The organism is Rhodococcus sp. PAMC28707, assembly GCF_004795915.1.
Taxonomy (GTDB): Bacteria; Actinomycetota; Actinomycetes; order Mycobacteriales; family Mycobacteriaceae; genus Rhodococcoides.
On the sequence record NZ_CP039253.1, the window covers coordinates 1,776,370 to 1,798,380 of the forward strand.

Annotated in this window: 20 protein-coding genes; 15 read left to right on the forward strand and 5 right to left on the reverse strand. The window is 63.4% G+C overall.

Going from position 1 to position 22,011, the window contains the following annotated elements:
• The first annotated feature begins 14 nt into the window (after positions 1-14).
• Both E5720_RS08085 and E5720_RS08090 read left to right on the forward strand, forming a co-directional pair.
• The gene (locus E5720_RS08085) at positions 15-1,727 is read left to right on the forward strand and encodes an aldehyde dehydrogenase family protein (protein ID WP_136172525.1); all 1,713 of its coding nucleotides are present in this window, start codon (positions 15-17) and stop codon (positions 1,725-1,727) included.
• 20 nt (positions 1,728-1,747) lie between these two features.
• On the forward strand, positions 1,748-3,331 hold the full coding sequence (locus tag E5720_RS08090; protein ID WP_136170228.1) for a GMC family oxidoreductase N-terminal domain-containing protein: 1,584 nt from the start codon (positions 1,748-1,750) through the stop codon (positions 3,329-3,331).
• A 9-nt stretch (positions 3,332-3,340) separates the two neighbouring features.
• On the opposite strand, the gene E5720_RS08095 is transcribed toward E5720_RS08090, so the two are convergent.
• On the reverse strand, positions 3,341-4,162 hold the full coding sequence (locus E5720_RS08095; RefSeq protein WP_136170229.1) for a sulfurtransferase: 822 nt from the start codon (positions 4,160-4,162) through the stop codon (positions 3,341-3,343).
• Between the two features lie 399 nt (positions 4,163-4,561).
• Here E5720_RS08095 and E5720_RS08100 point away from each other — a divergent pair, with 399 nt between their 5' ends.
• The 4 genes from E5720_RS08100 to E5720_RS08115 are packed head-to-tail and all read left to right on the forward strand — an operon-like array spanning position 4,562 to position 7,673.
• Complete coding sequence (locus E5720_RS08100; RefSeq protein WP_136170230.1) at positions 4,562-5,248, forward strand: hypothetical protein; 687 nt, start codon at positions 4,562-4,564, stop codon at positions 5,246-5,248.
• Positions 5,249-6,526, forward strand: a complete 1,278-nt coding sequence (locus E5720_RS08105; RefSeq protein WP_136170231.1) for a molybdopterin-dependent oxidoreductase — start codon at positions 5,249-5,251, stop codon at positions 6,524-6,526.
• Positions 6,526-7,026, forward strand: coding sequence for a hypothetical protein (locus E5720_RS08110; protein ID WP_136172526.1), 501 nt, complete (start codon positions 6,526-6,528; stop codon positions 7,024-7,026). Before E5720_RS08105 ends, E5720_RS08110 begins: the two co-directional genes overlap by 1 nt.
• Positions 7,023-7,673: a methyltransferase domain-containing protein gene (locus E5720_RS08115; protein WP_136170232.1), complete on the forward strand. Its 651-nt coding sequence runs from the start codon at positions 7,023-7,025 to the stop codon at positions 7,671-7,673. Before E5720_RS08110 ends, E5720_RS08115 begins: the two co-directional genes overlap by 4 nt.
• Positions 7,674-7,689: 16 nt before the next feature.
• Here the strand turns inward: E5720_RS08115 and E5720_RS08120 are convergent, their stop codons facing one another.
• On the reverse strand, positions 7,690-9,027 hold the full coding sequence (locus E5720_RS08120; protein ID WP_136170233.1) for a hypothetical protein: 1,338 nt from the start codon (positions 9,025-9,027) through the stop codon (positions 7,690-7,692).
• A 70-nt stretch (positions 9,028-9,097) separates the two neighbouring features.
• Between E5720_RS08120 and E5720_RS08125 the strand changes: the two genes are divergently transcribed.
• From E5720_RS08125 to E5720_RS08155, 8 genes are all read left to right on the forward strand, one after another.
• On the forward strand, positions 9,098-9,904 hold the full coding sequence (locus tag E5720_RS08125) for an S-methyl-5'-thioadenosine phosphorylase (protein WP_136170234.1): 807 nt from the start codon (positions 9,098-9,100) through the stop codon (positions 9,902-9,904).
• On the forward strand, positions 9,901-10,956 hold the full coding sequence (locus tag E5720_RS08130; RefSeq protein ID WP_136170235.1) for an NAD-dependent epimerase/dehydratase family protein: 1,056 nt from the start codon (positions 9,901-9,903) through the stop codon (positions 10,954-10,956). The genes E5720_RS08125 and E5720_RS08130 overlap by 4 nt, the downstream gene beginning before the upstream one ends.
• Positions 10,957-10,987: 31 nt before the next feature.
• Positions 10,988-11,602 carry a glycosyltransferase family 2 protein gene (locus E5720_RS08135; RefSeq protein WP_247596298.1) on the forward strand — a complete coding sequence of 205 codons (615 nt, stop codon included), beginning with the start codon at positions 10,988-10,990 and terminating at the stop codon, positions 11,600-11,602.
• Positions 11,599-12,261, forward strand: a complete 663-nt coding sequence (locus tag E5720_RS08140; protein ID WP_136170237.1) for a DUF2064 domain-containing protein — start codon at positions 11,599-11,601, stop codon at positions 12,259-12,261. The genes E5720_RS08135 and E5720_RS08140 overlap by 4 nt, the downstream gene beginning before the upstream one ends.
• A 114-nt stretch (positions 12,262-12,375) precedes the next feature.
• Positions 12,376-12,534 (forward strand): hypothetical protein, encoded by a 159-nt coding sequence (locus E5720_RS21640; RefSeq protein WP_168708311.1) that lies wholly within the window; start codon positions 12,376-12,378, stop codon positions 12,532-12,534.
• Positions 12,535-12,669: 135 nt separating this feature from the next.
• The gene (locus E5720_RS08145) at positions 12,670-13,782 is read left to right on the forward strand and encodes a DUF4185 domain-containing protein (protein WP_136170238.1); all 1,113 of its coding nucleotides are present in this window, start codon (positions 12,670-12,672) and stop codon (positions 13,780-13,782) included.
• Between the two features lie 19 nt (positions 13,783-13,801).
• The gene (locus E5720_RS08150; protein WP_136170239.1) at positions 13,802-14,425 is read left to right on the forward strand and encodes a class I SAM-dependent methyltransferase; all 624 of its coding nucleotides are present in this window, start codon (positions 13,802-13,804) and stop codon (positions 14,423-14,425) included.
• An 81-nt stretch (positions 14,426-14,506) separates the two neighbouring features.
• On the forward strand, positions 14,507-16,342 hold the full coding sequence (locus tag E5720_RS08155; protein ID WP_136170240.1) for an acyl-CoA dehydrogenase: 1,836 nt from the start codon (positions 14,507-14,509) through the stop codon (positions 16,340-16,342).
• A gap of 66 nt (positions 16,343-16,408) precedes the next feature.
• On the opposite strand, the gene E5720_RS08160 is transcribed toward E5720_RS08155, so the two are convergent.
• Positions 16,409-16,906, reverse strand: coding sequence for a flavin reductase family protein (locus E5720_RS08160; RefSeq protein WP_136170241.1), 498 nt, complete (start codon positions 16,904-16,906; stop codon positions 16,409-16,411).
• Positions 16,907-17,109: 203 nt separating this feature from the next.
• Between E5720_RS08160 and E5720_RS08165 the strand changes: the two genes are divergently transcribed.
• Entirely contained in the window at positions 17,110-17,865 is a 756-nt protein-coding gene (locus tag E5720_RS08165; RefSeq protein WP_136170242.1) for an SGNH/GDSL hydrolase family protein, read from the forward strand.
• Positions 17,866-17,895: 30 nt separating this feature from the next.
• Here the strand turns inward: E5720_RS08165 and E5720_RS08170 are convergent, their stop codons facing one another.
• Positions 17,896-19,722, reverse strand: coding sequence for a VanW family protein (locus tag E5720_RS08170; protein WP_247596226.1), 1,827 nt, complete (start codon positions 19,720-19,722; stop codon positions 17,896-17,898).
• A gap of 838 nt (positions 19,723-20,560) precedes the next feature.
• Positions 20,561-21,859 carry an acetyl-CoA C-acetyltransferase gene (locus E5720_RS08175; protein WP_136170243.1) on the reverse strand — a complete coding sequence of 433 codons (1,299 nt, stop codon included), beginning with the start codon at positions 21,857-21,859 and terminating at the stop codon, positions 20,561-20,563.
• Positions 21,860-22,011: the final 152 nt, after the last annotated feature.

Genomic DNA, 22,011 nt, shown 5'->3' on the forward strand with positions numbered 1-22,011 from the left:
AACCCGACCTGCACATCGCGCTCACCCCCGAAGACGAGACGCACCGCCTGGTCGACGCCGCACTCGAAGAGTTGAGCGCAGGCGAGAAGAAGTGGGCGACCCTGACATTGGCAGCACGTCGGGCGCTGCTCGAGCAAGTGCGAGACCTGACCGTCTCGCACGGCGCCGAGTGGGTCACCGCCGCGTGCTCGATCAAGGGCCTCGACCCGTCGTCGTCTCTCGTCGGTGAGGAATGGATCTCCGGTCCCTACGCATTCGTCAGCGGCGCATCCACCCTCGCGCACACTCTGGCTGCCCTGGAATCGGGCACCAGCCCGCTCGCCCAGGCACACTTCGGTTCCGCACCCGGCGGACGCACCACGGTCCAGGTATTGCCGCTGAGCATCTTCGACTCGCTGCTGCTCAACGGATTCAGCGCCGATGTGTGGCTGAAACCGGGAATCGACGCCGATACCGCAAAACGCACCGCAGGCCTGGCCCAACGCGATCCCGCGCACACCAAGGGCATCGGCGTCGTGCTCGGCGCCGGCAACATCATGTCCATCGCGCCGCTGGACACACTGTACGAACTCTTCGCCCACAACCGCGTCGTCGCGCTCAAACTCAACCCGATCACCGACCCGTTGCTTCCGGTGCTGAGAAAAGTCCTTCGGCCGCTGATCGACGCCGGCGTCGTCCGCTTGCTCACCGGTGGAGCCGAGGCGGGCACCTACCTGGTCAACCACGACCTGGTCGATCACGTGCACATGACCGGTAGCTCGATCACCCACGACGCCATCGTCTTCGGGCCAGGACAGACCGGCGTCGAACGCAAAGCCGCCAACGATCCGATACTGACCAAGCCGATGACGAGCGAACTCGGCGGTGTCTCACCGACCATCGTTCTCCCCGGTGAGTGGAGCGCAGCCGACATCGAATTTCAGGCCGAACACGTTGCCACACAACGCCTGCACAACAGTGGCTACAACTGCATCGCATCACAGGTGGTCGTACTGTCCTCCAACTGGAGCCAGCGGGACCAGTTCCTCGCCGCACTCCGCAAGGCACTCGACTCGGCACCTTCCCGTCGCGCGTACTACCCCGGCAGCGACACTCGTGTAGCGGGCGCCCTGGAGAACTATCCGAAGGCCTCGCGGCTCTCCGGCGGACGCGTCCTGATCGACGACATCGACCCAGGAAAAGAATCGTCACTGCTGGAGACCGAGTACTTCGCACCAGTTCTCGGCGTCATCGAACTCCCCTACGACGGAGATCAATTCGCCGCAAAGGCAGTGATCACCGTCAACGACAAATTCGTCGGCACCCTGGGGGTCAACATCATCGCCCACCCCAAAACCATCGATCGACTGGGCGCGAAGTTCGACTCGATGCTGGCCGAACTGAACTACGGCACGATCGCAGTGAACGCCTGGACCGGAGTCGGATTCCTCACCGCCGCCGCATCGTGGGGCGCGTTCCCGGGCCACACGATCGACGACGTCCAGAGCGGAATCGGCATCGTCCACAACGCACTGCTGATCGACGGTGCCGAACGCACCGTCGTGCGCGGACCTTTCCGTCCATCTCCTCGCTCGCTGATCAACGGCGAATGGTCGATCTCCCCCAAGCCGCCATGGTTCGTCAACAACCGGACGGCCGCGACCACCGGTCGACTGTTGACGGGATTCGCCGGAAAGCCGTCCTGGGCAAAGCTTCCGGCCATCTTCGCCTCCGCGTTGCGCGGCTAGAGACAAAGGTACATTCCTCTATGTCACAACCAGCTATCGTCGACTACGTAATAGTCGGTGCCGGATCCTCCGGGGCAGTACTCGCCAATCGGCTTAGCGCCGACCCGCGCAACACCGTCGTGGCACTCGAAGCGGGCCCGGAAGACAAGAACAAATTCGCCCACATCCCCGCGGCCTTCTCCAAACTGTTCCGCAGTGACGTGGATTGGAACTACGACACCGAACCGCAGCCAGAACTGCGGGACCGCAGCATCTACTGGCCCCGCGGCAAGATGCTCGGCGGGTCTTCCTCGATGAACGCGATGATGTGGGTCCGCGGGTTCGCCGCCGACTACGACGAGTGGGCCACCCTGTCGGACTCCTCGTGGTCGTTCGAGAACGTCGTACCGTACTTCCGGAAGATCGAAAGCATCGAAGCCACAAAGGAACTCGACGCGGGCACCGGTGGGCCGCTGATCGTGTCCAACCAGCGCAGTCCCCGCGCCTCGACCACATCCTTCCTCGACGCCGTCCAGGAAGCGGGATACGCCGTCGAAACCGCCAATCGCGCTGAGCCCAAGGGCTTCTCGCAGACCATGGTCAACCAGAAACGCGGTGCCCGCTGGAGCACTGCCGACGCGTACCTCGCACCGATTCGCAAGCGGCCCAACCTGACCATCCTCACCGAAGCACACGCAACGCGCGTCGTCTTCGAAGGGTCCGCCGCCGTCGGCGTCGAATACACCAAGGACGCGATCACCCACACCGTCCGCGCCGCCAAGGAAGTCATTCTCGCCGGGGGTGCAATCAACACGCCACAATTGCTGATGCTCTCGGGTATCGGCGACACAGCGCAACTGGCCGCACACGGCATCGCCGTACAGCACCACGCCCCGGAGGTCGGTAAAAACCTGACCGACCACCTGTGCGCGCTCATCGGCTGGAAGACCGAATCCGATTCACTGTTCCACGCCGAGAAAATCCCGCAACTCGTCAACTACTTGACTCGCCGACGCGGCATGCTCACCTCGAACGTCGCCGAAGCCTACGGATTCATCAAGAGTCGAGACGAAGTACCGTTCCCCGACGTCGAAATCATCTATGCCCCCGCCCCGTTCTTCGACGAGGGACTCATCGCGCCGGACGCCCACGCCGCCGTCATCGGAGCAGTGCTGCTCAAACCGGTGAGCCGCGGCGAGATCAGTCTTCGTTCCGCCGACCCACTGGCCAAAGCCGTCATCGAACCCCGCTACCTCAGCGATCCCGACGGCACCGATCGGCGCGCGATAATCGAGGGACTACGGGCCTGCACGACTATTGCCTCGCAACCCTCCCTCCAAAGATTGCTCGGAGACATCGTCCGACCACGCGTGAAAGCAGACATCTCGACCCAGGACCTGCTGACCGAAGCCCTGGAGCAGAACGCGCACACCCTCTACCACCCGGTGAGCACCTGCCGAATGGGCAACGACAGCTCGAGCGTCGTCACCCCGGATCTCCGGGTCCGTGGCGTCGACAACCTACGGGTCGCGGACGCGTCGATCATGCCGACGATCATCCGCGGCCACACGCACGCGCCGAGCGTGCTGATCGGTGAGAAAGCCGCGGACCTGATACTGCGATGAGGGGACGGGTCACATACCCGTCGCTACCGGACGAGCCGGAGCGCCTGACCATTGTGACCACGACCCGGGATAGAGGGCGGCATCTATCCCGGCGATAGCCAGCGCAGCCACCTGATGGGCGGCCGTGATGCCCGACCCGCAGTACACCCCGACCTGCGGCTTCACCCCGCCGAACCGTTCGCGGAGCGCCTCCGCCGTCAGGAATCGCCCGTCCGCGTCGAGGTTGGCGCTGGTCGGAGCACTGATCGCGCCGGGGATGTGGCCGGCGCGCGGATCCACCGGCTCGAACTCGCCCGAGTACCGTTCGGCGGCCCGCGCGTCGAGCAGCGTTCCGGACTCCGCGAGTGCGGCTGCTTCCTCGGTCGTGAGCGTCGGCAGGTGTCCCACGCTGAGCTGGACATCTCCTGGCTCCGACGCGACCTCCTCGCCCGCGGAGGTGTCGTTGCCTTCCGCGATCCAGGCAGCCAGACCGCCGTCGAGCAGGGTTACCTCGTCGAAGCCGGCCCACTTCAACAGCCACCACGCTCGCGCCGCAGCGAGATTACCGGTGTTGTCGTAGACGACGACGGGTACGCCGGTGGTGACCCCCCAGCGTCGCGCAGCCGCCTGGAGCCTCTCGATGGATGGCAACGGGTGCCTACCCTCGGGGGAGGGGGGTTCGGCGAGTTCGTTTTCCAGGTCGACGAACACCGCGCCCGGGATATGTGCGTCGCGATAGTGCTGGCGGCCGTCCGAATCTCCCAGCGCCCAGCGAACATCGAGCACTACGGGCGGAACGAGGGTACGCAGTGCGGACTTCAGGTCGGTGACATCACGAGTCTCCTGTGGCATGCGTGAATTTTGCTCCACTTTCGCTCGGAATCGACGGAAACCCGCCCGGTTGGAGCGAAAGTGGAGCAAAATTCACGGTACTAACCAAACCGGACTTCCGGTTACGTGGCCTCAGGTAACGGTCCGGCAACGGTCACGTATCGAACTCGACTCGGGCCTACTACGAATGTTCGGATCAGACATTCTGCCCATATTTCCGTGTTCGTTCGTGAGAACATTTGCCTACCAAGGTGATTTGCCAAACTGTTCGGTCCGGGTCGGGAAGCCCGCATACGAGATTTCAACGGTTCCGCATGCCAGCACTACGTACCGGACTAAGATCGGACCCATCCGGAACGGACCCTGCGGCGAATTACCTACAACGCTCAACACTTGAGCCAACGAAAGGTAGATCCTCACATGATCTCGATCCGTAAAGTTATGGCCGCCACCGCAATCGGCGCAATGACCTTGGTGCCACTCGCTGCATGCTCGAGTGACGACTCATCGAGCACCTCGAGCACCACGTCAGCTTCGGCTGCCGCGACCACCGAGGCAATGCCGGCGCCGGCCGCCGAGGTCGATGACCTCAGCAAAGGTGTCAGCACCGCTGTAGCTCTCGATCCAGGCTTCACCGGCGCCCTGACGACCCTGGGCCTCACCCCCGGAGTTGTCGGAACTGCAACTCTCGTAGACGGATCCGTTATTTTCCCGATCACCGGCGGCAGCGTCAAGTACTGGGAGCCGGGCACGGTCGATCCCTACGTCCAGGGCGAGATCATGCACAACGGCAGCGGACTGTCCCTGACCGCAGGTGAGACCGTCGTCGATCTCACCGACTTCGACATCGATCCGGGTACCTCGGTTCTCACCGGAACCGTCACGGTCAACGGCAAGGTCGCCGCAGAAGATGCAGTGCTCTTCGACCTCGACGGCCGCACCCTGAAGCCGTTGGCAACCGGCCCGAACAACACGGCCATTCTGCAGGGCACCGAGGTCAAGATCTCCGAGACCGCCGCCGGCCTGCTGAACGACACGTTCAAGACCGATGCTGTCACCCCCGGCCTGCTCGTGGGCGTTGCAACCATCACCGTCGCAACTGCGTAAATGACCGACGAAACCGTCCGCGCGAGGTCACCGCATATGGCGGCCTCGCGCGGACGGTTTCGTAGTCCGCTCAGAGGCCCCTGGCTCACTTCGATCTTCGGCGCAGTACTGCTTGCCGGTTTGCCCATCGTCATCCTCACCGGGTTGGCGTCCTACATGGCATACGGTCCACAATTCGGCCAGGCCCTTCCTACCGACGTCGGTTGGCTGCGGCTCCCTTACTTCGACTGGCCGACCAACCCATCGTGGCTGTACCGCCTCACCCAAGGTCTGCACGTCGGCCTCGGATTGATCCTGGTTCCGATCGTGTTGGCAAAACTGTGGTCGGTCATACCCAAGCTGTTCGTGATACCGCCGATCCGCTCGGTTTCCGAAGCACTGGAACGGCTTTCCCTGCTCGCGCTCGTCGGCGGGATTCTATTCGAGATCGTGACCGGAGTTCTCAACATCCAGTACGACTACATCTTCGGCTTCAGCTTCTACACCGCCCACTACTGGGGCGCATGGATCTTCATCGCCGGCTTCGTATCGCACGCGATCATCAAGACGCCGTTGATGTTTCGTACTCTTCGCTCCCGCTCGCTCATCCAGGTCCTCGCGGACAAGCAAACCGAGCAGGAAGTCGATACCAACGGATCCGACCTCATCGCCGAGAACCCCACCGATCCCACGATCAGCAGGCGCGGCGCCCTTGCCCTCGTCGGCGGCGGCGCACTGTTCGTCGCAGTCCTCACCGTTGGGCAGACCACCGGTGGGTTCCTCCGCAACACCGCGATACTCCTGCCCCGTGGTCGGTCGTACGGGGATGGACCCAACGATTTCCAGATCAACCGCACAGCCTCCGCAGCCCGCATCACCGAGGACACCACGGGCGCGAGCTGGACCCTCGAACTGACCGGAGGTGCGAGCGCGGTGACATTCACCAGAGACGCCCTCCTGCGGATGGAGCAACACACCGCCGATCTGCCCATCGCCTGCGTCGAGGGATGGTCGACGGTTCAGAGGTGGACCGGCGTCCGGTTACGCGACCTCGCTTCCGCAGCCGGCGTCGAGGATCTTCGGTCGGCGCAGGTCACCTCGCTCGAGGAGAATGGGCCTTTCCGTCAGGCCACACTGCAGTCCAACCAGGTCCTCGACGCCGATTCACTGCTCGCACTGCAGGTCAATGGCGTCGACCTCTCCCCCGACCATGGGTACCCCGCACGGATCATCGTCCCGGCCATGCCAGGAGTGCACAACACCAAATGGGTGAAGGCAATCGAATTCCGGAGCGCGTGATGGCAGCGTTCACCCGCGTCTACGGCACCCGCCCCCTGCACCTACTTGCAGTGTGTTTCGCGTTGGCGCTGGTGGGGTACGTGGTCTACGTGGCAGGCATAGCGACGTTCTGGAATCGGAACGTCTGGTGGCAGTCGATTGCAGTGTGGTTCGCCGGTGCCATCGTCGTCCACGACCTCCTTCTCTTTCCCCTGTATTCGCTCGCCGACCGCTCGCTCACTGCCGGACTCGACGCGATGCGCGGACGAGCTCCTGCACTCACCTGGCGCGTATCCCCGCTCAACTACATCCGTATCCCGCTCATGGGCACGGCGCTGACTTTCGTCCTGTTCTTTCCCGGAATCATTCAGCAAGGATCCGAAACATTTACTACAGCAACCGGATTGACGCAGGAGCCCTATCTCGGTCGTTGGCTGGTACTGACAGCGGTGCTGTTCGGGGTCAGCGCACTGGCGTACGCGATCCGTATCGCACAGACCTCGATCAGGAGAGCGACGTGAGAGTGACGGCGGACGAACTGTTCAGAAGAGCCTCCTGTGGCCTGCCCTGTTGGATGGGGCACTCGGACGGAACCCGCGAACCGCTACCGACTGCGCGCTGGATGGGCGGTCCGGCATCGAGCACCGAAGACCGAATAGCCGACGGCCGGATGATCGGCCACTGCAACGGCCCCACCCTCGATCTCGGCTGTGGGCCCGGTCGACTCACCGAGGGCCTGGCACGACGCGGCATCTCCGCGCTCGGCGTCGACACCTCGAAGAAGGCCGTCGATCTGACTGTCGGGCGCGGTGGACGGGCGGTACTTCGCGATCTGTTCGAGCCCCTACCCAATGCCGGTGACTGGGCCTGTGTCCTGCTGGCCGACGGCAACATCGGCATCGGCGGCGACCCGGTCCGGTTACTTCGCCGAGCAGCAGAGCTCATTCGACCGGACGGCGCCGTCATCGCCGAGGTCCACGCGCCCGGTGCCGCCGAAGTACAACCACAGACAGTTCGGTGGGAGACCGACACGATGGTGGGTGACTGGTTCGCGTGGGCGAGCGTCAGCGCCAACGCAACCTATGCCATCGCCCATTCCGCCGGCCTCGCCGTCGTCGATATCGCACCGATCCACGGACGGTTCTTCGCACGGCTGGAGCGTGCTTAACCGCCCGCGCAGCGCATCACCAGTTGGTGAAGAGCAGATGGTTGATTGCAAGTGCCACGAGCACCTGCAATCCCAACCAGAACCGGTGCGTGCGTTGCGGAAGCACTGCGGGCGCCAGGAGCATCCACATGGCGAACGGCAGCCAGATGCGCTCGGTTTCGGCCTTGCTCAGCTGACTCAGGTCTGCCATCACCACTGCCGCAAGCCCGGCGATGACCAGAAGATTGAGCGGCTGCACCCGAGTGAAGATGCGCGGAAACGCAGCAGGAACGGCAATCCCGAGCGCACAGAACAACGCCGCGAAGTTGGCCCAACCCCAGTACTCGAACGGCCGATCCGTCGCGATGCCCTGGTAGTAACGCTCCTGGACGAGTTCGTAGCCGTCGAACCACCAGAAACCGTAGGCGGTGAAGATCGCCGCCACCACGAGCGCGCCCGCGAGAGCGCCGAGAAGCGACCACACGGCCGGCCACAACGCGCGTCTGGCGACAAGCACCGCCACGGCTGGGAGTGCCATCAACCCGAGGCCGTAATTGAGATAGACACCGAATCCGAGAAGTACACCCGCGGCAAGCGATACAGGCCAGCGGTTCTTCTGCGTCGAGAGTGCGAGCAACGCAATACCCCAGGCCACCACGCCGGCGTAGAACGCGTCGGCAGATACCGCGATCCAGACAGCTGCGGGAGCAAGCGCCACGAACGGGGCTGCACGACGCGCCATCGTCTCGTCACCGAGAGCACGGACGGTCACGATGAGCGCCATAGCGGCGCTGGTGCCGACGAGAACGCACAACCATGCCGCCCACGCACCGCCACTGAGCCCGAGTCGATCGAGCCACACGAACGTCAGCAGCGCGCCCGGCGGATGGCCGGACACATGCGTCGTCCACGAGTCGGCCTGGTAATCGAGAATGCGTTCGGAGAAACCTTGCAGCGTCGCCGGGATATCGGTGATGTCGGGGACTTCGTGGAGATACTCGTCGGTGGAGGACAAACGCGTCGAGAACCCGCGTCGCCAGCCGTCGACCATGGCCAGCGCCATCGTCCACGCCAGCGACACCCCCCAGGTCAGCGGAAGCAGCATCCGCCACGACAGTCTGCGTGCAATCTCCGGGCCCCACAGAACGCCCCCGATCGCGATGAGAATCGCGAACGGAGTGCCCCAGCCGAGGTGAAGCTCGCGGAAGCCGAAAAGCGGTGCGGCGTCGGCGAAATCACGAACCTGCTGCGGAGTACGGTTGATGATCGGCGTGATCAGCTCGTTGTCCAGATACGGGACCACGAATGCCACTGCGACGAGCGCAACGGCGAGGACAGCCGCGATAGCTTCTCTCCAGTACCGGATAGCGTTCACCTAACGTTGCGATCCACGTGGAAATCTCGAACATCGATGGGCTCAGCATACCGAGGACGGAAATGAATCAATGACATCAACGCCGACAACAACTTCGCACCGAGCCGACATCGCGGTCATCGGCGGTAGCGGTTTCTACTCGTTCTTCGGGCAAGACGCGCAGTCGGTCACGATCGACACGCCGTACGGTGCGACGAGCGGGCCCATCACGATCGGCGACGTCGACGGTCGCACGGTCGCATTCCTTCCGCGCCACGGAGCTCATCACGAGTACTCCCCGCACACGCTGCCCTACCGCGCCAACATGTGGGCCCTGCGCATGCTCGGAGTGCAGCGCATCTTCGCCCCGTGTGCCGTCGGGAGCCTGCTCCCCGAATACGGGCCCGGAACGGTGGTGATTCCCGACCAACTAGTCGATCGCACGAGCGGGCGCCCGCAGACCTACTTCGACAACGGCGGAGTCCACGTCGAATTCGCCGATCCGTACTGCGCCGACCTACGCACCGCGGCGCTGCAGCCCGGCACTGTCGACGGCGGCACGATGGTGGTCGTCGAGGGCCCTCGATTCTCTACCCGCGCCGAGAGCCAGTGGTATGCCCGGCAGGGGTGGGCACTGGTGAACATGACCGGACATCCCGAGGCGGTACTGGCCCGCGAACTCGAATTGTGTTACGCCCCGATCGCTCTCGTGACCGACCTCGACGCGGGGATCGAGGCAGGGCAGGGTGTTCGAGCAGTGGACGTGTTCGCCGAATTCCAGAAGAACATCGAACCACTGAAGGCCTTGGTCCGATCGGCTGTCAGCGCCGCTCTGATGGGCCCATGCGAATCGTGCCGCGTGCACGAGGGCGTCGAACTTCCGATCGAGCTGCCATGACCCGCATATTGCTCACCGGGGCAGCCGGATTCATCGGCGGACACATTCTCGGCGCACTCCGACCCAGCTACGACGTCGTCGCGATCGACGCATTTCTTCCCTCCGCGCACGGGAGCGATCGACCGATCCCGGGTATCGAGAGGATCGACGTCCGTGATCACGACTCGCTCGTGGACATGCTGACCGGAGTCGATGCCGTGTGTCACCAGGCTGCCGTCGTCGGTGCAGGCGTCGACGCCGCGGACGCACCCGCGTACGCAAGCCACAACGATTTCGGCACCGCCGTGCTGCTCTCGGCAATGGCCGAAGCGGGCTGCACCCGGTTGGTGCTGGCGTCCTCGATGGTCGTCTACGGCGAGGGGCGATACACCAACGCTGCGGGCGAGACGGTGGTGCCCGGTCCGCGCACGCGCGCCGATCTCGACGAAGGCCGCTTCGACAACACCGACCCGAACACCGGAGATATTCTGGATTGGGCTCTGGTGAAAGAGGATTCGGCGTTGCAGCCACGAAGCACCTACGCCGCGAGCAAACTTGCGCAGGAAAACTACGCACTTGCCTGGTCCCTCGCCACCGGCGGCTCGGTGACCGCGCTTCGCTACCACAACGTCTACGGACCGAACATGCCACGCAACACGCCGTACTCCGGCGTCGCAGCGATGTTCCGATCCTCACTCGAAGCCGGGCGCCCACCACAGGTGTACGAGGACGGATTGCAGGCGCGCGACTTCGTGCACGTCTCCGACGTCGCCGCGGCGAACGTACTGTCCATCGCGGCCGCTCTGCCCGGATTCACTGCACTCAATGTGTCCTCGGGTCATCCGATCACCATCGGCGAAGTCGCAACCACACTGTCCCAGGCCTGCTCAGGCCCAGCACCCGAAGTGACCGGACAGTATCGCTCCGGGGACGTACGGCACGTGGTGGCCAGCCCCGAATCGGCCCGCACCGCAATCGGATTCGACGCCGCAATCTCACCGTTCGACGGTCTGCGCGAGTTCGCAACCGCCCCTCTTCGTGACGCCGAAGGCAACGGTGCCCCGCGTGTTTGAGCCGACCGATGTCACCGTCGTGATTCCCTGCATGAACGAGGAAGGCTCCCTCCCCGGCGTCCTCGCCGACATGCCCGCGGGCTACCGCGTCATCGTCGTCGACAACAATTCCGTGGACGACACCGCCGAGGTTGCTCGAGCGAACGGCGCCGCCGTCGTAAAGGAGTCCGTGCCTGGTTACGGATCGGCCGTACATGCCGGAGTTCTGGCCGCCGAAACCGAAGTCGTGTGCGTTCTCGACGGCGACGGCTCGATGGATCCGCGTGAGCTACCCCTGCTGGTCACCGCTCTCGAACAAGCGGATCTCGCCGTAGGTCGACGCAAGACCGTCCGCGGAAACTCACCGATCCACGCTCGAATCGGCAATGCCGTCCTGGCCCTTCGGCTTCGAACCAAGTACAAGCTGCCCGTCCACGACCTCGGCGCCATCCGCGCAGTACGACGCCAAGCACTTCTCGACCTCGACGTGACCGACCGCCGGTCCGGCTACCCGCTGCAACTACTCGTCCTCGCCTCGAAAGCCGGCTGGACGGTCGTCGAACACGACGTCTCCTACAGTCCACGGACAGCAGGGACCTCGAAGGTGTCCGGCTCGGTCAAAGGAACCGTCGTCGCAGTGCGGGACTTCTGGAAGGTGCTCTCGTGAAAGTAACTGCCCTCATCGTCGCCAAAGCTCCCGTACCCGGGCTCGCGAAAACCCGGCTCGCGAAAACCGTCGGCGAGGACATAGCCGCCGACATCGCTGCCGCCGCCCTGCTCGACACTCTCGACGCCGTATCCGCCGCCGACTTCGACGAGCGCATCGTCGCCATGACCGGGGACCTCGCCCAGGCGAGCCGACACGCAGAAATAGCCGCGGCACTGGCGTCGTACATCGTGATTCCGCAGCGGGGCGACGGTTTTGCCGAGCGGTTGCGTTACGCGCACGAGGACGCTGCGGTGTCGGGCAATCCCGTCTTTCAGATCGGGATGGACACCCCCCAAGTGACGGCCGAACTACTGAACGAGGCGGCAACGCACCTCACCGAGCCGGGGCGATCGGTGCTCGGCATGGCCGAGGACGGCGGTTGGTGGGGGTTGGGTATCGCAGATCCCGCGCTCGCCCGGGGGCTCCTCGAGGTAACCATGTCCAGTCCCAGCACGGGCGCCGATACTCGCAGCGCTCTCGAAGCACTCGGCGCGGACATCGCGTCACTACCGATTCTGCGTGACGTCGACCATGCCTCGGACCTCGCTATCGTCGCAGCTCAGTGCCTGGGCGGCAGTCGCTTCCGAGGGGCGATCGGGCAGGTCGTTCACCCTTAGAAACGTATCCGCTATCAATCCGTGACCAATCCGTGACCGCCGTCGATCGCATTGCAACAATCGAAAAGCTTAGTTTCTCGGCGCATTCTCAGATTTCGGTGCTAGAAAGACCATGTGCTTGGAATTCTCATCGGTATAGCCGTCTGGTTGGTGGTCGCGTTGGCGGTTGCCGTCGTGCTGGGCCGCGTCGCGCGTCGTGCCGATTCCGAGGAACTCGGATCGACTTTGCACTGGGATCCCGCAGAAGTCGACGAGTCCGTCCCGCACGACTGATTCCCCCGACAGTAACGAACTTCGCGCTCGCTTCTCCTGCGCTGATCAATACATTTGCTTTTCCGAAAGAACAAAACAGTCGCCCCGACAGGTTAAACCTCGAGTTATGCTTCCCGCGGTATGTGAAGAACTCGAATGAAAGCCGGGGGGCTAGTGAAACGTTTCACGTCGGTCGCTGTTGCTGTTGTGGTCACAACTCTTGTGATCGCCGGTCCGGCAGCGGCCAATCCGAACATCGTCAATCCGATTCCCGGACTGAACGGCGTCTTCGGCCTTCCGCAGCTCACCGGACGCACCGTGGCCGTCGCGCAGGCCACCGGAATGTCCAGCACGAACGAAACGCAGCATGTCAACATGCTGGGCACCGACCTCGGAATCATGTGGGACAACGGCAACGGCGAGATCCTGACCGCTTTCGGCGATACGGCAGGACTCGGAATACCCAACCTCCTGCAGGGAAGCCTGTGGTCCTGGCGCAGCAACTCGCTCATGCGAAGCCACGACGGCAACTTGGCTGACGGCATGAGCTTCGACAGCATCGTCAAGGACCCGCTCGGACAGGCCAAAGAGCTCATACCGAGTCCCAAGATCCCCTTCGTCGAGATCAGCCGCATTCCCACTGCCGGCGTTGCACTAGGCCAGAATCAGTTCATGACCTTGATGTCGGTCAAGGACTGGGGTCAGCCCGGACACTGGGAAACCAACTACTCCTCGATCGCAGTGTCCGGTGACAACGGCGAGAACTGGACCGTCCACCCGGAGACCCAGCGTCCGAGCGACGGTGGAAGCCGCAACTTCCAACAGAACGCCTTCCTGAAAGATGGCGGGTTCGTCTACGAGTACGGCACGCCTCCCGGCCGCGGCAACCTCGGCTATGTCTCACGCGTGCTCGAAAAGGACATCCTGAACCTCGCCGCATACGAATATTGGACCGGTAACGACTGGAAGACGGGCGACCCCGCGCTCGCGGCCCCCATCGTCGACAGCGTCGGCGAGCTGTCCATCGCGTACAACCAGCACCTCGGCCAATACTTGATGCTGACCACGGACCCCTCCGATTCGATCGTCATGCGACGCTCGCCCTCGCCGGTCGGCCCGTGGAGTCCACCCGAGGTGCTCGTCGACACCAATCAGCTTCACAGTGCCTATGCTCCCTACATTCATCCCTGGTCGACAGGCCCTGACCTGTACTTCCTTGCCACGGTGCATCAGAACTACAACGTTCTACTCCTACGCACCACGTTGTAACTCGCTTATCATTCCCACAATGGATGCAGCAGCGTGGGACGAAAAGTATGCGGCCAAAGAATTGGTCTATGGAACGCCGCCCAACGCCGCGGTGGTCGACTATGTGACGACCCTCCCGCGCGGATGCGCTTTGGATCTTGCGGCGGGTGAGGGCCGAAATGCGCTATGGCTCGCCACGCGGGGTTGGGACGTGACTGCGATCGATTTTTCTTCGGTCGCCCTCACCAAGGGACGTAGAATCGCGCAGAATTCGCCCAAGTCGGTTCGAGATCGCCTTACCTGGGTCCACGCCGATGTGACCAAACTTTCAGCTGAACCCGACTATGACTTGGTGCTCGTTCTTTACCTTCATCTACCTCCAGAACAGCGCCGAACTGCGATTCACAACGCGATCAGGGCTCTGAAACCTGACGGAATCCTCATGATTCTCGGTCATCACTCACTGAACCTCACCGAAGGCGTCGGCGGACCCCAGGAACTCGAAATCCTGTACACACCAGAAGAACTGGCGTCGGACATCGATGGCCTTGGTGTTGTTCACCGGGCCGAGAACCTCTATCGACAGACAGATCAGGGCGCCGCGATCGACGCTTTACTACTCGCGAGTAGGTCCGCCCTTGGCAGCGGGAATGAACGGGGGTAATATCCAGTTATGTTACCGACGAGTAGCTAACTTGGGCGGTACTTACCCGAGACCGCACCACCAAATTTGGAGAGAACGAACATGGGACATTACAAGAGCAACCTCCGGGATCTCGAGTTCAACCTCTTCGAGCTGTTCGGGCTCGACGAATCCCTCGCAGGAGACAACTTCGGCGACCTCGACGGCGAGGCAGCCCGCGACATGCTTCGCGAGGTCGTACGCCTGGCAGAAGGACCGGTAGCGGAGTCCTTCGCCGATTCCGACCGCAACCCGCCTGTGTTCGACCCCGACACTCACACCGTCAAGCTGCCAGAGGCTTTCAAGAAGTCGTTCAAGGCGCTGTACGACGGCGAGTGGTGGCGTGTCGGCCTCGACGAAGAGGTCGGTGGCATCCCCGCGCCTCGCACTCTCGGCTGGGCACTCAACGAGCTGCTACTCGGCGCCAACCCTGCCGCGTTCATGTACTCCGCGGGACCAGGATTCGCCAACGTGCTCTACAACAACGGCACCGATGAGCAGAAGGAATGGGCGAAGGTCATCGTCGAGCGCAAGTGGGGCGCCACGATGGTGCTCACCGAGCCCGACGCCGGATCCGACGTCGGCGCAGGCCGCACCAAGGCCATCAAGCAGGAAGACGGCTCCTGGCACATCGAAGGCGTCAAGCGGTTCATCACCTCGGCCGTTTCCGATGATCTCTTCGAGAACACCATGCACCTGGTTCTCGCTCGTCCGGAAGGTGCCGGACCAGGCACCAAGGGCTTGAGCCTGTTCTACGTACCGAACACGCACTTCGACTTCGAGACCGGCGAACTCGGCGAGCGCAACGGCGTATTCGTCACCGGCGTCGAGCACAAAATGGGCCTCAAGGTCTCCACCACCTGCGAGCTCACCTTCGGTGGCCACGACATCCCAGCCAAGGGCTGGCTCGTCGGCGAGGTCCACAAGGGCATCGCGCAGATGTTCGACGTCATCGAGCACGCTCGAATGATGGTCGGCACCAAGGCGATCGCCACCCTGTCCACCGGCTACCTCAACGCGCTGGACTACGCCAAGGAGCGTGTCCAGGGCGCCGATCTGACGCAGATGACGAACAAGGCAGCACCCCGCGTCACCATCACGCACCACCCAGACGTTCGTCGCAGCCTGATCACCCAGAAGGCATACGCCGAGGGCCTGCGCGCGGTATACCTCTTCACCGCGGCACACCAGGACCCGATCACCGCCAAGCAGGTATCCGACGCAGACGACGACATCGCCTACCGCGTCAACGACCTGCTGCTCCCGATCGTCAAGGGCGTCGGATCCGAAATCGCCTACAGCCAGCTGGCGGAGAGTCTCCAGACGCTCGGCGGATCAGGGTTCCTGCAGGACTACCCGATCGAGCAGTACATCCGCGACTCGAAGATCGACTCGCTGTACGAGGGCACGACGGCCATTCAGGCGCAGGACTTCTTCTTCCGCAAGATCGCCCGTGACCGTGGCGTCGCGCTGGCTCACATCGCCGGCCAGATCAAGTCGTTCATCGACAGCGAAGCAGGCAACGGTCGACTCAAGGCCGAGCGCGCGCTTCTCGCCACCGCACTCGAAGACGTGCAGGCCATCGTCACCACGATGACCCAGCAGCTCATGGGAGCTCAGGAGCAGCCGACCGAGCTGTACAAAGTCGGCCTCGCATCCGTCCGGTTCCTCATGGGCTTCGGCGACCTGCTCATCGGCTGGCTGCTGCTGCGTCAGTCCGAAATTGCCATCAAGGCACTCGACAACGGCGCAGAGGGCAAGGAAAAGTCGTTCTACGAGGGCAAGGTCGCAGTCGCGTCCTTCTTCGCCAAGAACATCCTGCCCCAGCTGACCGCTACCCGGGGCATCCTCGCCAACACGGACTTGGACGTCATGGAGCTCGACGAAGCTGCATTCTGATTCGACCCCGTACGCACAACGGCCGCATCCCTCACCGGGATGCGGCCGTTGTTTTCTGTGCGCTCGCTACCCTTCTTCGGCTGCGAGGCGGCGGAACTTGCTGCTGTGGAACACGATGGGTGCAACATCTCTGATTTCGAGTTCGTTGATCCGCATCAGCACGATCGCATGATCGCCTGCGGGTACTTGTTCGGTGACGGTGGCGTCGAGCCACATACTCGCTCCGCCGATGAAGACTGCGCCGTCCTCGGTCGTCGTCACTTCCAGACCCTCGAACCGGTTACCCGTCTTGGCAGCCAATGTCCGCGCTGCGCCGTCGTGCGCTTCACCCAACACACTGATGCCGATGCGCTTCGAGACAGCGAACCTCGGCCACGTCGTCGACGTGTTCTGCACGCAGAACGCCACGAGCGGTGGGTCCATCGACACAGCGACGAAGCTGCTCGCGGCCATGCCGACGGGAGCGCCGTCGATTTCGGCGCACAGCGCGACGACACCGCTGGGGAACTGACCGAAAGCGGCGCGAAGGGCACCGTTGTCGAGTTCGGTGGTGGCGAGAGGCATGAGATATCCGTTCTGGTCTGAGCAGCGTGATCAGGTGGTGACATCTGACCTTACGTTCGGTCATCCTGCCAGCACACCCCGTAGTCCACGTTACGAGTTTCGGTAGACGAGAGTCCTGCGCACGAATCATGGGGAATGAAATGCACCGCGACGGTGTCGTACTGTCGAGTAACTAGTTAGCAGCACTCACGGAGGTTGATGTCGTGTCGAGAATCGACAGCTACGTAGCGCTCGGGGACTCGTTCACCGAGGGCGTCGGCGATGCCGATCCCACCAGCACGAACGGAGTCAAGGGCTGGGCCGACCGCGTCGCCGAACAGCTCGGCGCCATGAACCCGGAATTCCGCTACGCCAATCTCGCGGTGCGCGGCAAATTGGTCGACCAGGTGATCGAAAACCAAGTCGGCATCGCCGTCGACGCCGCACCCGACCTCGTCACCATCTACGCCGGCGGCAACGACCTGATGCGACCCAAAGTCGACATCGACGCCATCGTCGCCAGATACGACTCGGCACTGGCAGACCTCGTCGCCACCGGCGCGCGAGTCGTCGCCTTCACCGGATACGACGCGGGCTGGGCACCCCTGTTCCGCACACTGCGTGGACGCACTGCGATCTACAACGAACTTCTGCGGGAAGTAGCCGACCGTCGAGGAGTCGAACTCGTCGACTTCTGGCGCCTCGACGGCTACGACGACACCCGGATGTGGGACACGGATCGTCTCCACATGTCCACGCGCGGACACGTCAGAATGGCATCCGAGGTTCTCGATCACCTCGGTGTCCCGCATTCGATCGAACTCGAACCACTGGAGCCACGCGCACCCATCGCGCCTGCTGACAAGCGGCGTGAGAATGCCGAATGGGTGAAGTCCTTCGCGGCGCCGTGGGTGTCACGACGCCTCCGCGGCGCATCCTCCGGCGACGATGTCGCGCCGAAACACACGACGCTTCGGTAACAGCTGCAACAGCACTAGCTGCGAGAGGGACTAGCTGTCACTGTCCTCCGTCGAAGCGGCCGGCTGATCCTCCGACTCGGCTGCCGGAGGATCGGCAGGAGGGACCACGGCCGGTTCGGCGGCAGGAGGCGCAGCCGGCTCTGCTGCCGGAGGTGCGGGCGCAGGCGGCGGAGCGTCCGCAGGCTTCGGATCAGGTTCGCGTGACTGGCATTTCACGATCGGAATCGGATCGTACTTGACCGTGCGAGTATCCCGCGAGATCTCTTTGCCCGACGCAATATCGGTGATCACCTTGGTATTGCTCGCCGTGAATCCCGGTCCGCCACCGGACGGTACGCACTGATCACCGGCAGGGAGCGTGACCGTGTTGGGCGAGGTCGGGTTGGTCCGCGGCCCGGTGCTCGACTCGACCTCTACCGTCTTCGTGCCCCAAAGCCGAACCGTCACATCCGAACCCGTACCGAACGACTCGATGACGATGCCGGTCTTGCTCGGATTGGTGAACTTCAGGTCGATGGCACCCTCGAACACCGTCGCCTCGCGGGCCTCGGGATATCTGCTGATGTAGTAACTGTGTTCGGTGTGCCCGGCGTCGTCCATTCCGCCGAAGTACGCCGCGTTGTAGAGCGTCGTCGCGAACTGGCTGATGCCACCGCCGACAGCCCGGTCCGGTCTCCCGTTGTCGATGATCCCCGACTCGACGAAACCCTGCGCCGTTCCGCGTGGTCCGGTGTACCCGTTGAGCGAGAACGTAGCTCCCGGCTTCACCAACGCACCGTTGACGATATCGGCGGTGAGCCTGATATTGACTCCGGACGCATACTCGAAACCGCCGGTGGTGTACTCGGCGACAACTTCCTTGATACCGAGCGCCTGCGCGCCTTCGGTTGTCAGTGCCGGTGGCGCGGGCGCGTACACGGCCGCGGTGGTTCGAGCGTCCGCGGAGGCCAACAAGGTCGGCAACTGCTCGAGCGTCACCGGCCACTGCACCATGTCGCCGACGACACCGGGCACTATGGTCGGCGCGCCTGAGCCCAAAACGAACGACGCGTCCTTCGCGACTGTCTCGGTAGCGGCCAACTGCGGCGCGAGAATACGGATCGCTGCGTCGTTGTCGTACCGCGCCGCGAGCGACCCATCCTCTGCCGGCTCGAAGGACACGACCTGGCCGACGACCTCCGGTGCCAGCACTGCGGCTGCAGAGTTCTTGCCGGTGAACACCACCGGCGCGGACACCGCAGGCTCGGCGATCTGGGTGAGCACACGATCGACCTCGTCCTGATGCACCGTCACATCAGCGGTCTCTACAGGTACTGCGACATCCCCGAAAGCCCAACGCTTCTGCATTGCCTCGCGCGCACCGACGACGTCGAGTGCCAGCCCAGGAGCAGGCGCTACCCCGACCGCCGTCGCACTCTCGAAGACGATGTCACCTTCCACCGGAGCGCGGTCGGTCTGCGCACGAATCGACTCCACGGTCGCATCGAGCGCGGCAGCATCGACCGTCGACTGCACGCCGATCTCGCGATGACCGAAGAACGAACCGATCCGAGTGAACGGATTGATCGGCTGCGACCCCGCGCGATCGAGCGTCGCGTTCCAATCGACACCCAGCCCTGCGGCGGCCGGTACGAACTCGAGGTCCAGATCTCCGGCCTCGACAGCAACGGGCTGTTCGACGCGTGCGCCGAGCTCCGAACGTAACTTCGCCTCTGCGTCGTCGTGCGAGAGGCTTCCGACGTCGACTCCGGCAACGGTGACTCCGCGCGGAACTGCGCCGCTCGAAGACAGCCAGTCCGCGGTGTAGAAGACAGCCAAGATCGCCACCGCAGCGCCCGCCAAGACTGCAGCCTTCACCCACGGAGGCTTCTGATCCGAGCCGACCGGCCCAGCGCCGGCAGGATCGGGTGCAGCTGTGGTGTCGGTGGGCGGTTCTTCGAAATCAGGTGGCCTCGGGGGGGAAACTGGCTCCGCAAGCCTCGGCGGAACCGCTGAATACGCTTCCGTCGCCGGCTCTTCGTGCCTCGAAAGCTGATTCGTAGCAGTCTGCTCGGGAGGTACGGCGCTCTCAGGAGGTACGGCGCTCTCAGGAGGTACGGCGCTCTCAGGAGGTACAACGGTCATAGCCTCGGTGACCGCGTCGTACGGCAGTACCTCTTCGGGCTGTGTGTGCTCTACTGGACCTTCAGGGACCGGGCCCTCAGGCACCGGAGGCTCCCGACGCTCGTGCGGTTCTGTGCCGTCTCCACCGATGCTCACGTTCAAGCCCTCCCACAACCCCCACCGATTTCGATCGACTGTCGTGCCCGAGCTTACGCATCCGCTATCGACGCAGAGATGTCGAGCCACCTCGATCGAGACGTAGGTGGCTCCGCACCGCTGCCGGGTCGGGGGTCGGGCAGCAGTACGGAGCCATTACGAGTATCGGCAATCTTTGTGAAGCGTTACAAACGTGCTTGAAAACTTCTCCGGATCATTCACTTGAATCAACGCGGGGTCTTCACCAGTGCCCGGTCTTCACCAGTAACAACGTCGACAGCAGCCGATTCTGAGGATCGGAGAGAACACGACCGGTCAGCTCTTCGATCTGACGATTTTGGTAGATCACAGTAATACGAGCTGTGACGATCGGCAGATCCGTCAACCCCTCGTGTGACGGATCTGCCGATCGTTCCCCCGTTGATCGAGTGCTTGTTCAGCGCTCGATGATTGCGGTGACGCCTTGCCCACCAGCGGCACAGATGGAGATCAGGCCACGGCCCGAACCCTTCTCCGCGAGCATCTTGGCCAGCGAGGCGACGATACGACCACCGGTAGCAGCGAACGGGTGACCCGCCGCGAGCGAGGACCCGTTGACGTTGAGCTTGCTGCGGTCGATGGAACCGAGCGCGCCGTCCAAGCCCAGACGCTCCTTGCAATACTCCTCGCTCTCGAACGCCTGCAGCGTCGCGAGCACGACGGATGCGAACGCCTCGTGAATCTCGTAGTAATCGAAGTCTTGAAGTGTAAGCCCGTTACGGGCCAGTAGTCGCGGAATTGCGTACGTCGGGGCCATCAAAAGGCCATCGGTGTACGAACCGTTTCCGTGGATGTAGTCCACGGCAGCAGTTTCCGAATCCACCAGGTGGGCGAGCACGGGCAAGTTGCGCTCGGCGGCCCACTCGTCCGTCGACAGCAACGCCGCCGAAGCGCCATCGGTAAGAGGCGTCGAGTTGCCGGCCGTCATGGTCGCGTCGCCCAGCTTGGTCCCGAAGACCGGCTTCAGCGTGGAGAGCTTCTCCACGGTCGATCCCGGCCGCAGGTTGTCATCGCGCGTGAGGCCGAGGAACGGCGTCACCAGGTCGTCGAAAAAGCCACGTTCGTAGGCGGCAGCCATGTTCTGGTGGCTCGCGGCGGACAGTTCGTCCTGGTCCTCGCGGCGGATGCCGAATTCCTTCGCCGTGATCGCCGCATGGTCACCCATGGACATACCGGTACGCGGCTCCCCGTTGCGAGGGATCTCGATCCCCAGCATCGACGGTCGAACATTGCCGAGCAACTTGAGTCGATCGGTGGCCGACTTCGCGCGGTTGAGTGAAAGCAAGAACTCGCGCAGGTCGTCGCCGACCGCGATGGGTGCATCGGAGGTGGTGTCGACGCCGCCGCCGATACCGGAATCGATGCGCCCGGCCGCGATGGCATCACCGACGGCCACGATGGTCTGCAGACCCGTCCCGCATGCCTGTTGCAGGTCGTAGGCGGGGGTATACGGACTCAGCGCGCTACCGAGAACGGTTTCGCGAGTGAGATTGAAGTCCCGGCTGTGCTTGAGTACCGCGCCCGCAGCTACGAGGCCGAGACGCTCGCCTTGCAGATTGAACCTGCTGACCAGGCCGTCGATAGTTGCGGTGAGCATGTCCTGGTTGGACGCCCGCGCATATTTCTTGTCCGAGCGAGCAAACGGAATGCGGTTGCCACCGACGATTGCGACCGGTCGTAGTTGCTTGCTTGTCACTTGTGGTCTCCCGACATCCGGTAAGAAAAAGGCCTTGGTGGAGTTTCACCTTACTGGCGAGTAAGTTGGTTGTCGACACCCGGTCGTGCGCTTCGCGCCCGTGCGTGCGCCCATCATCGAGCGTGCACGCGGGACTGCGAAGGCGCCAAGTG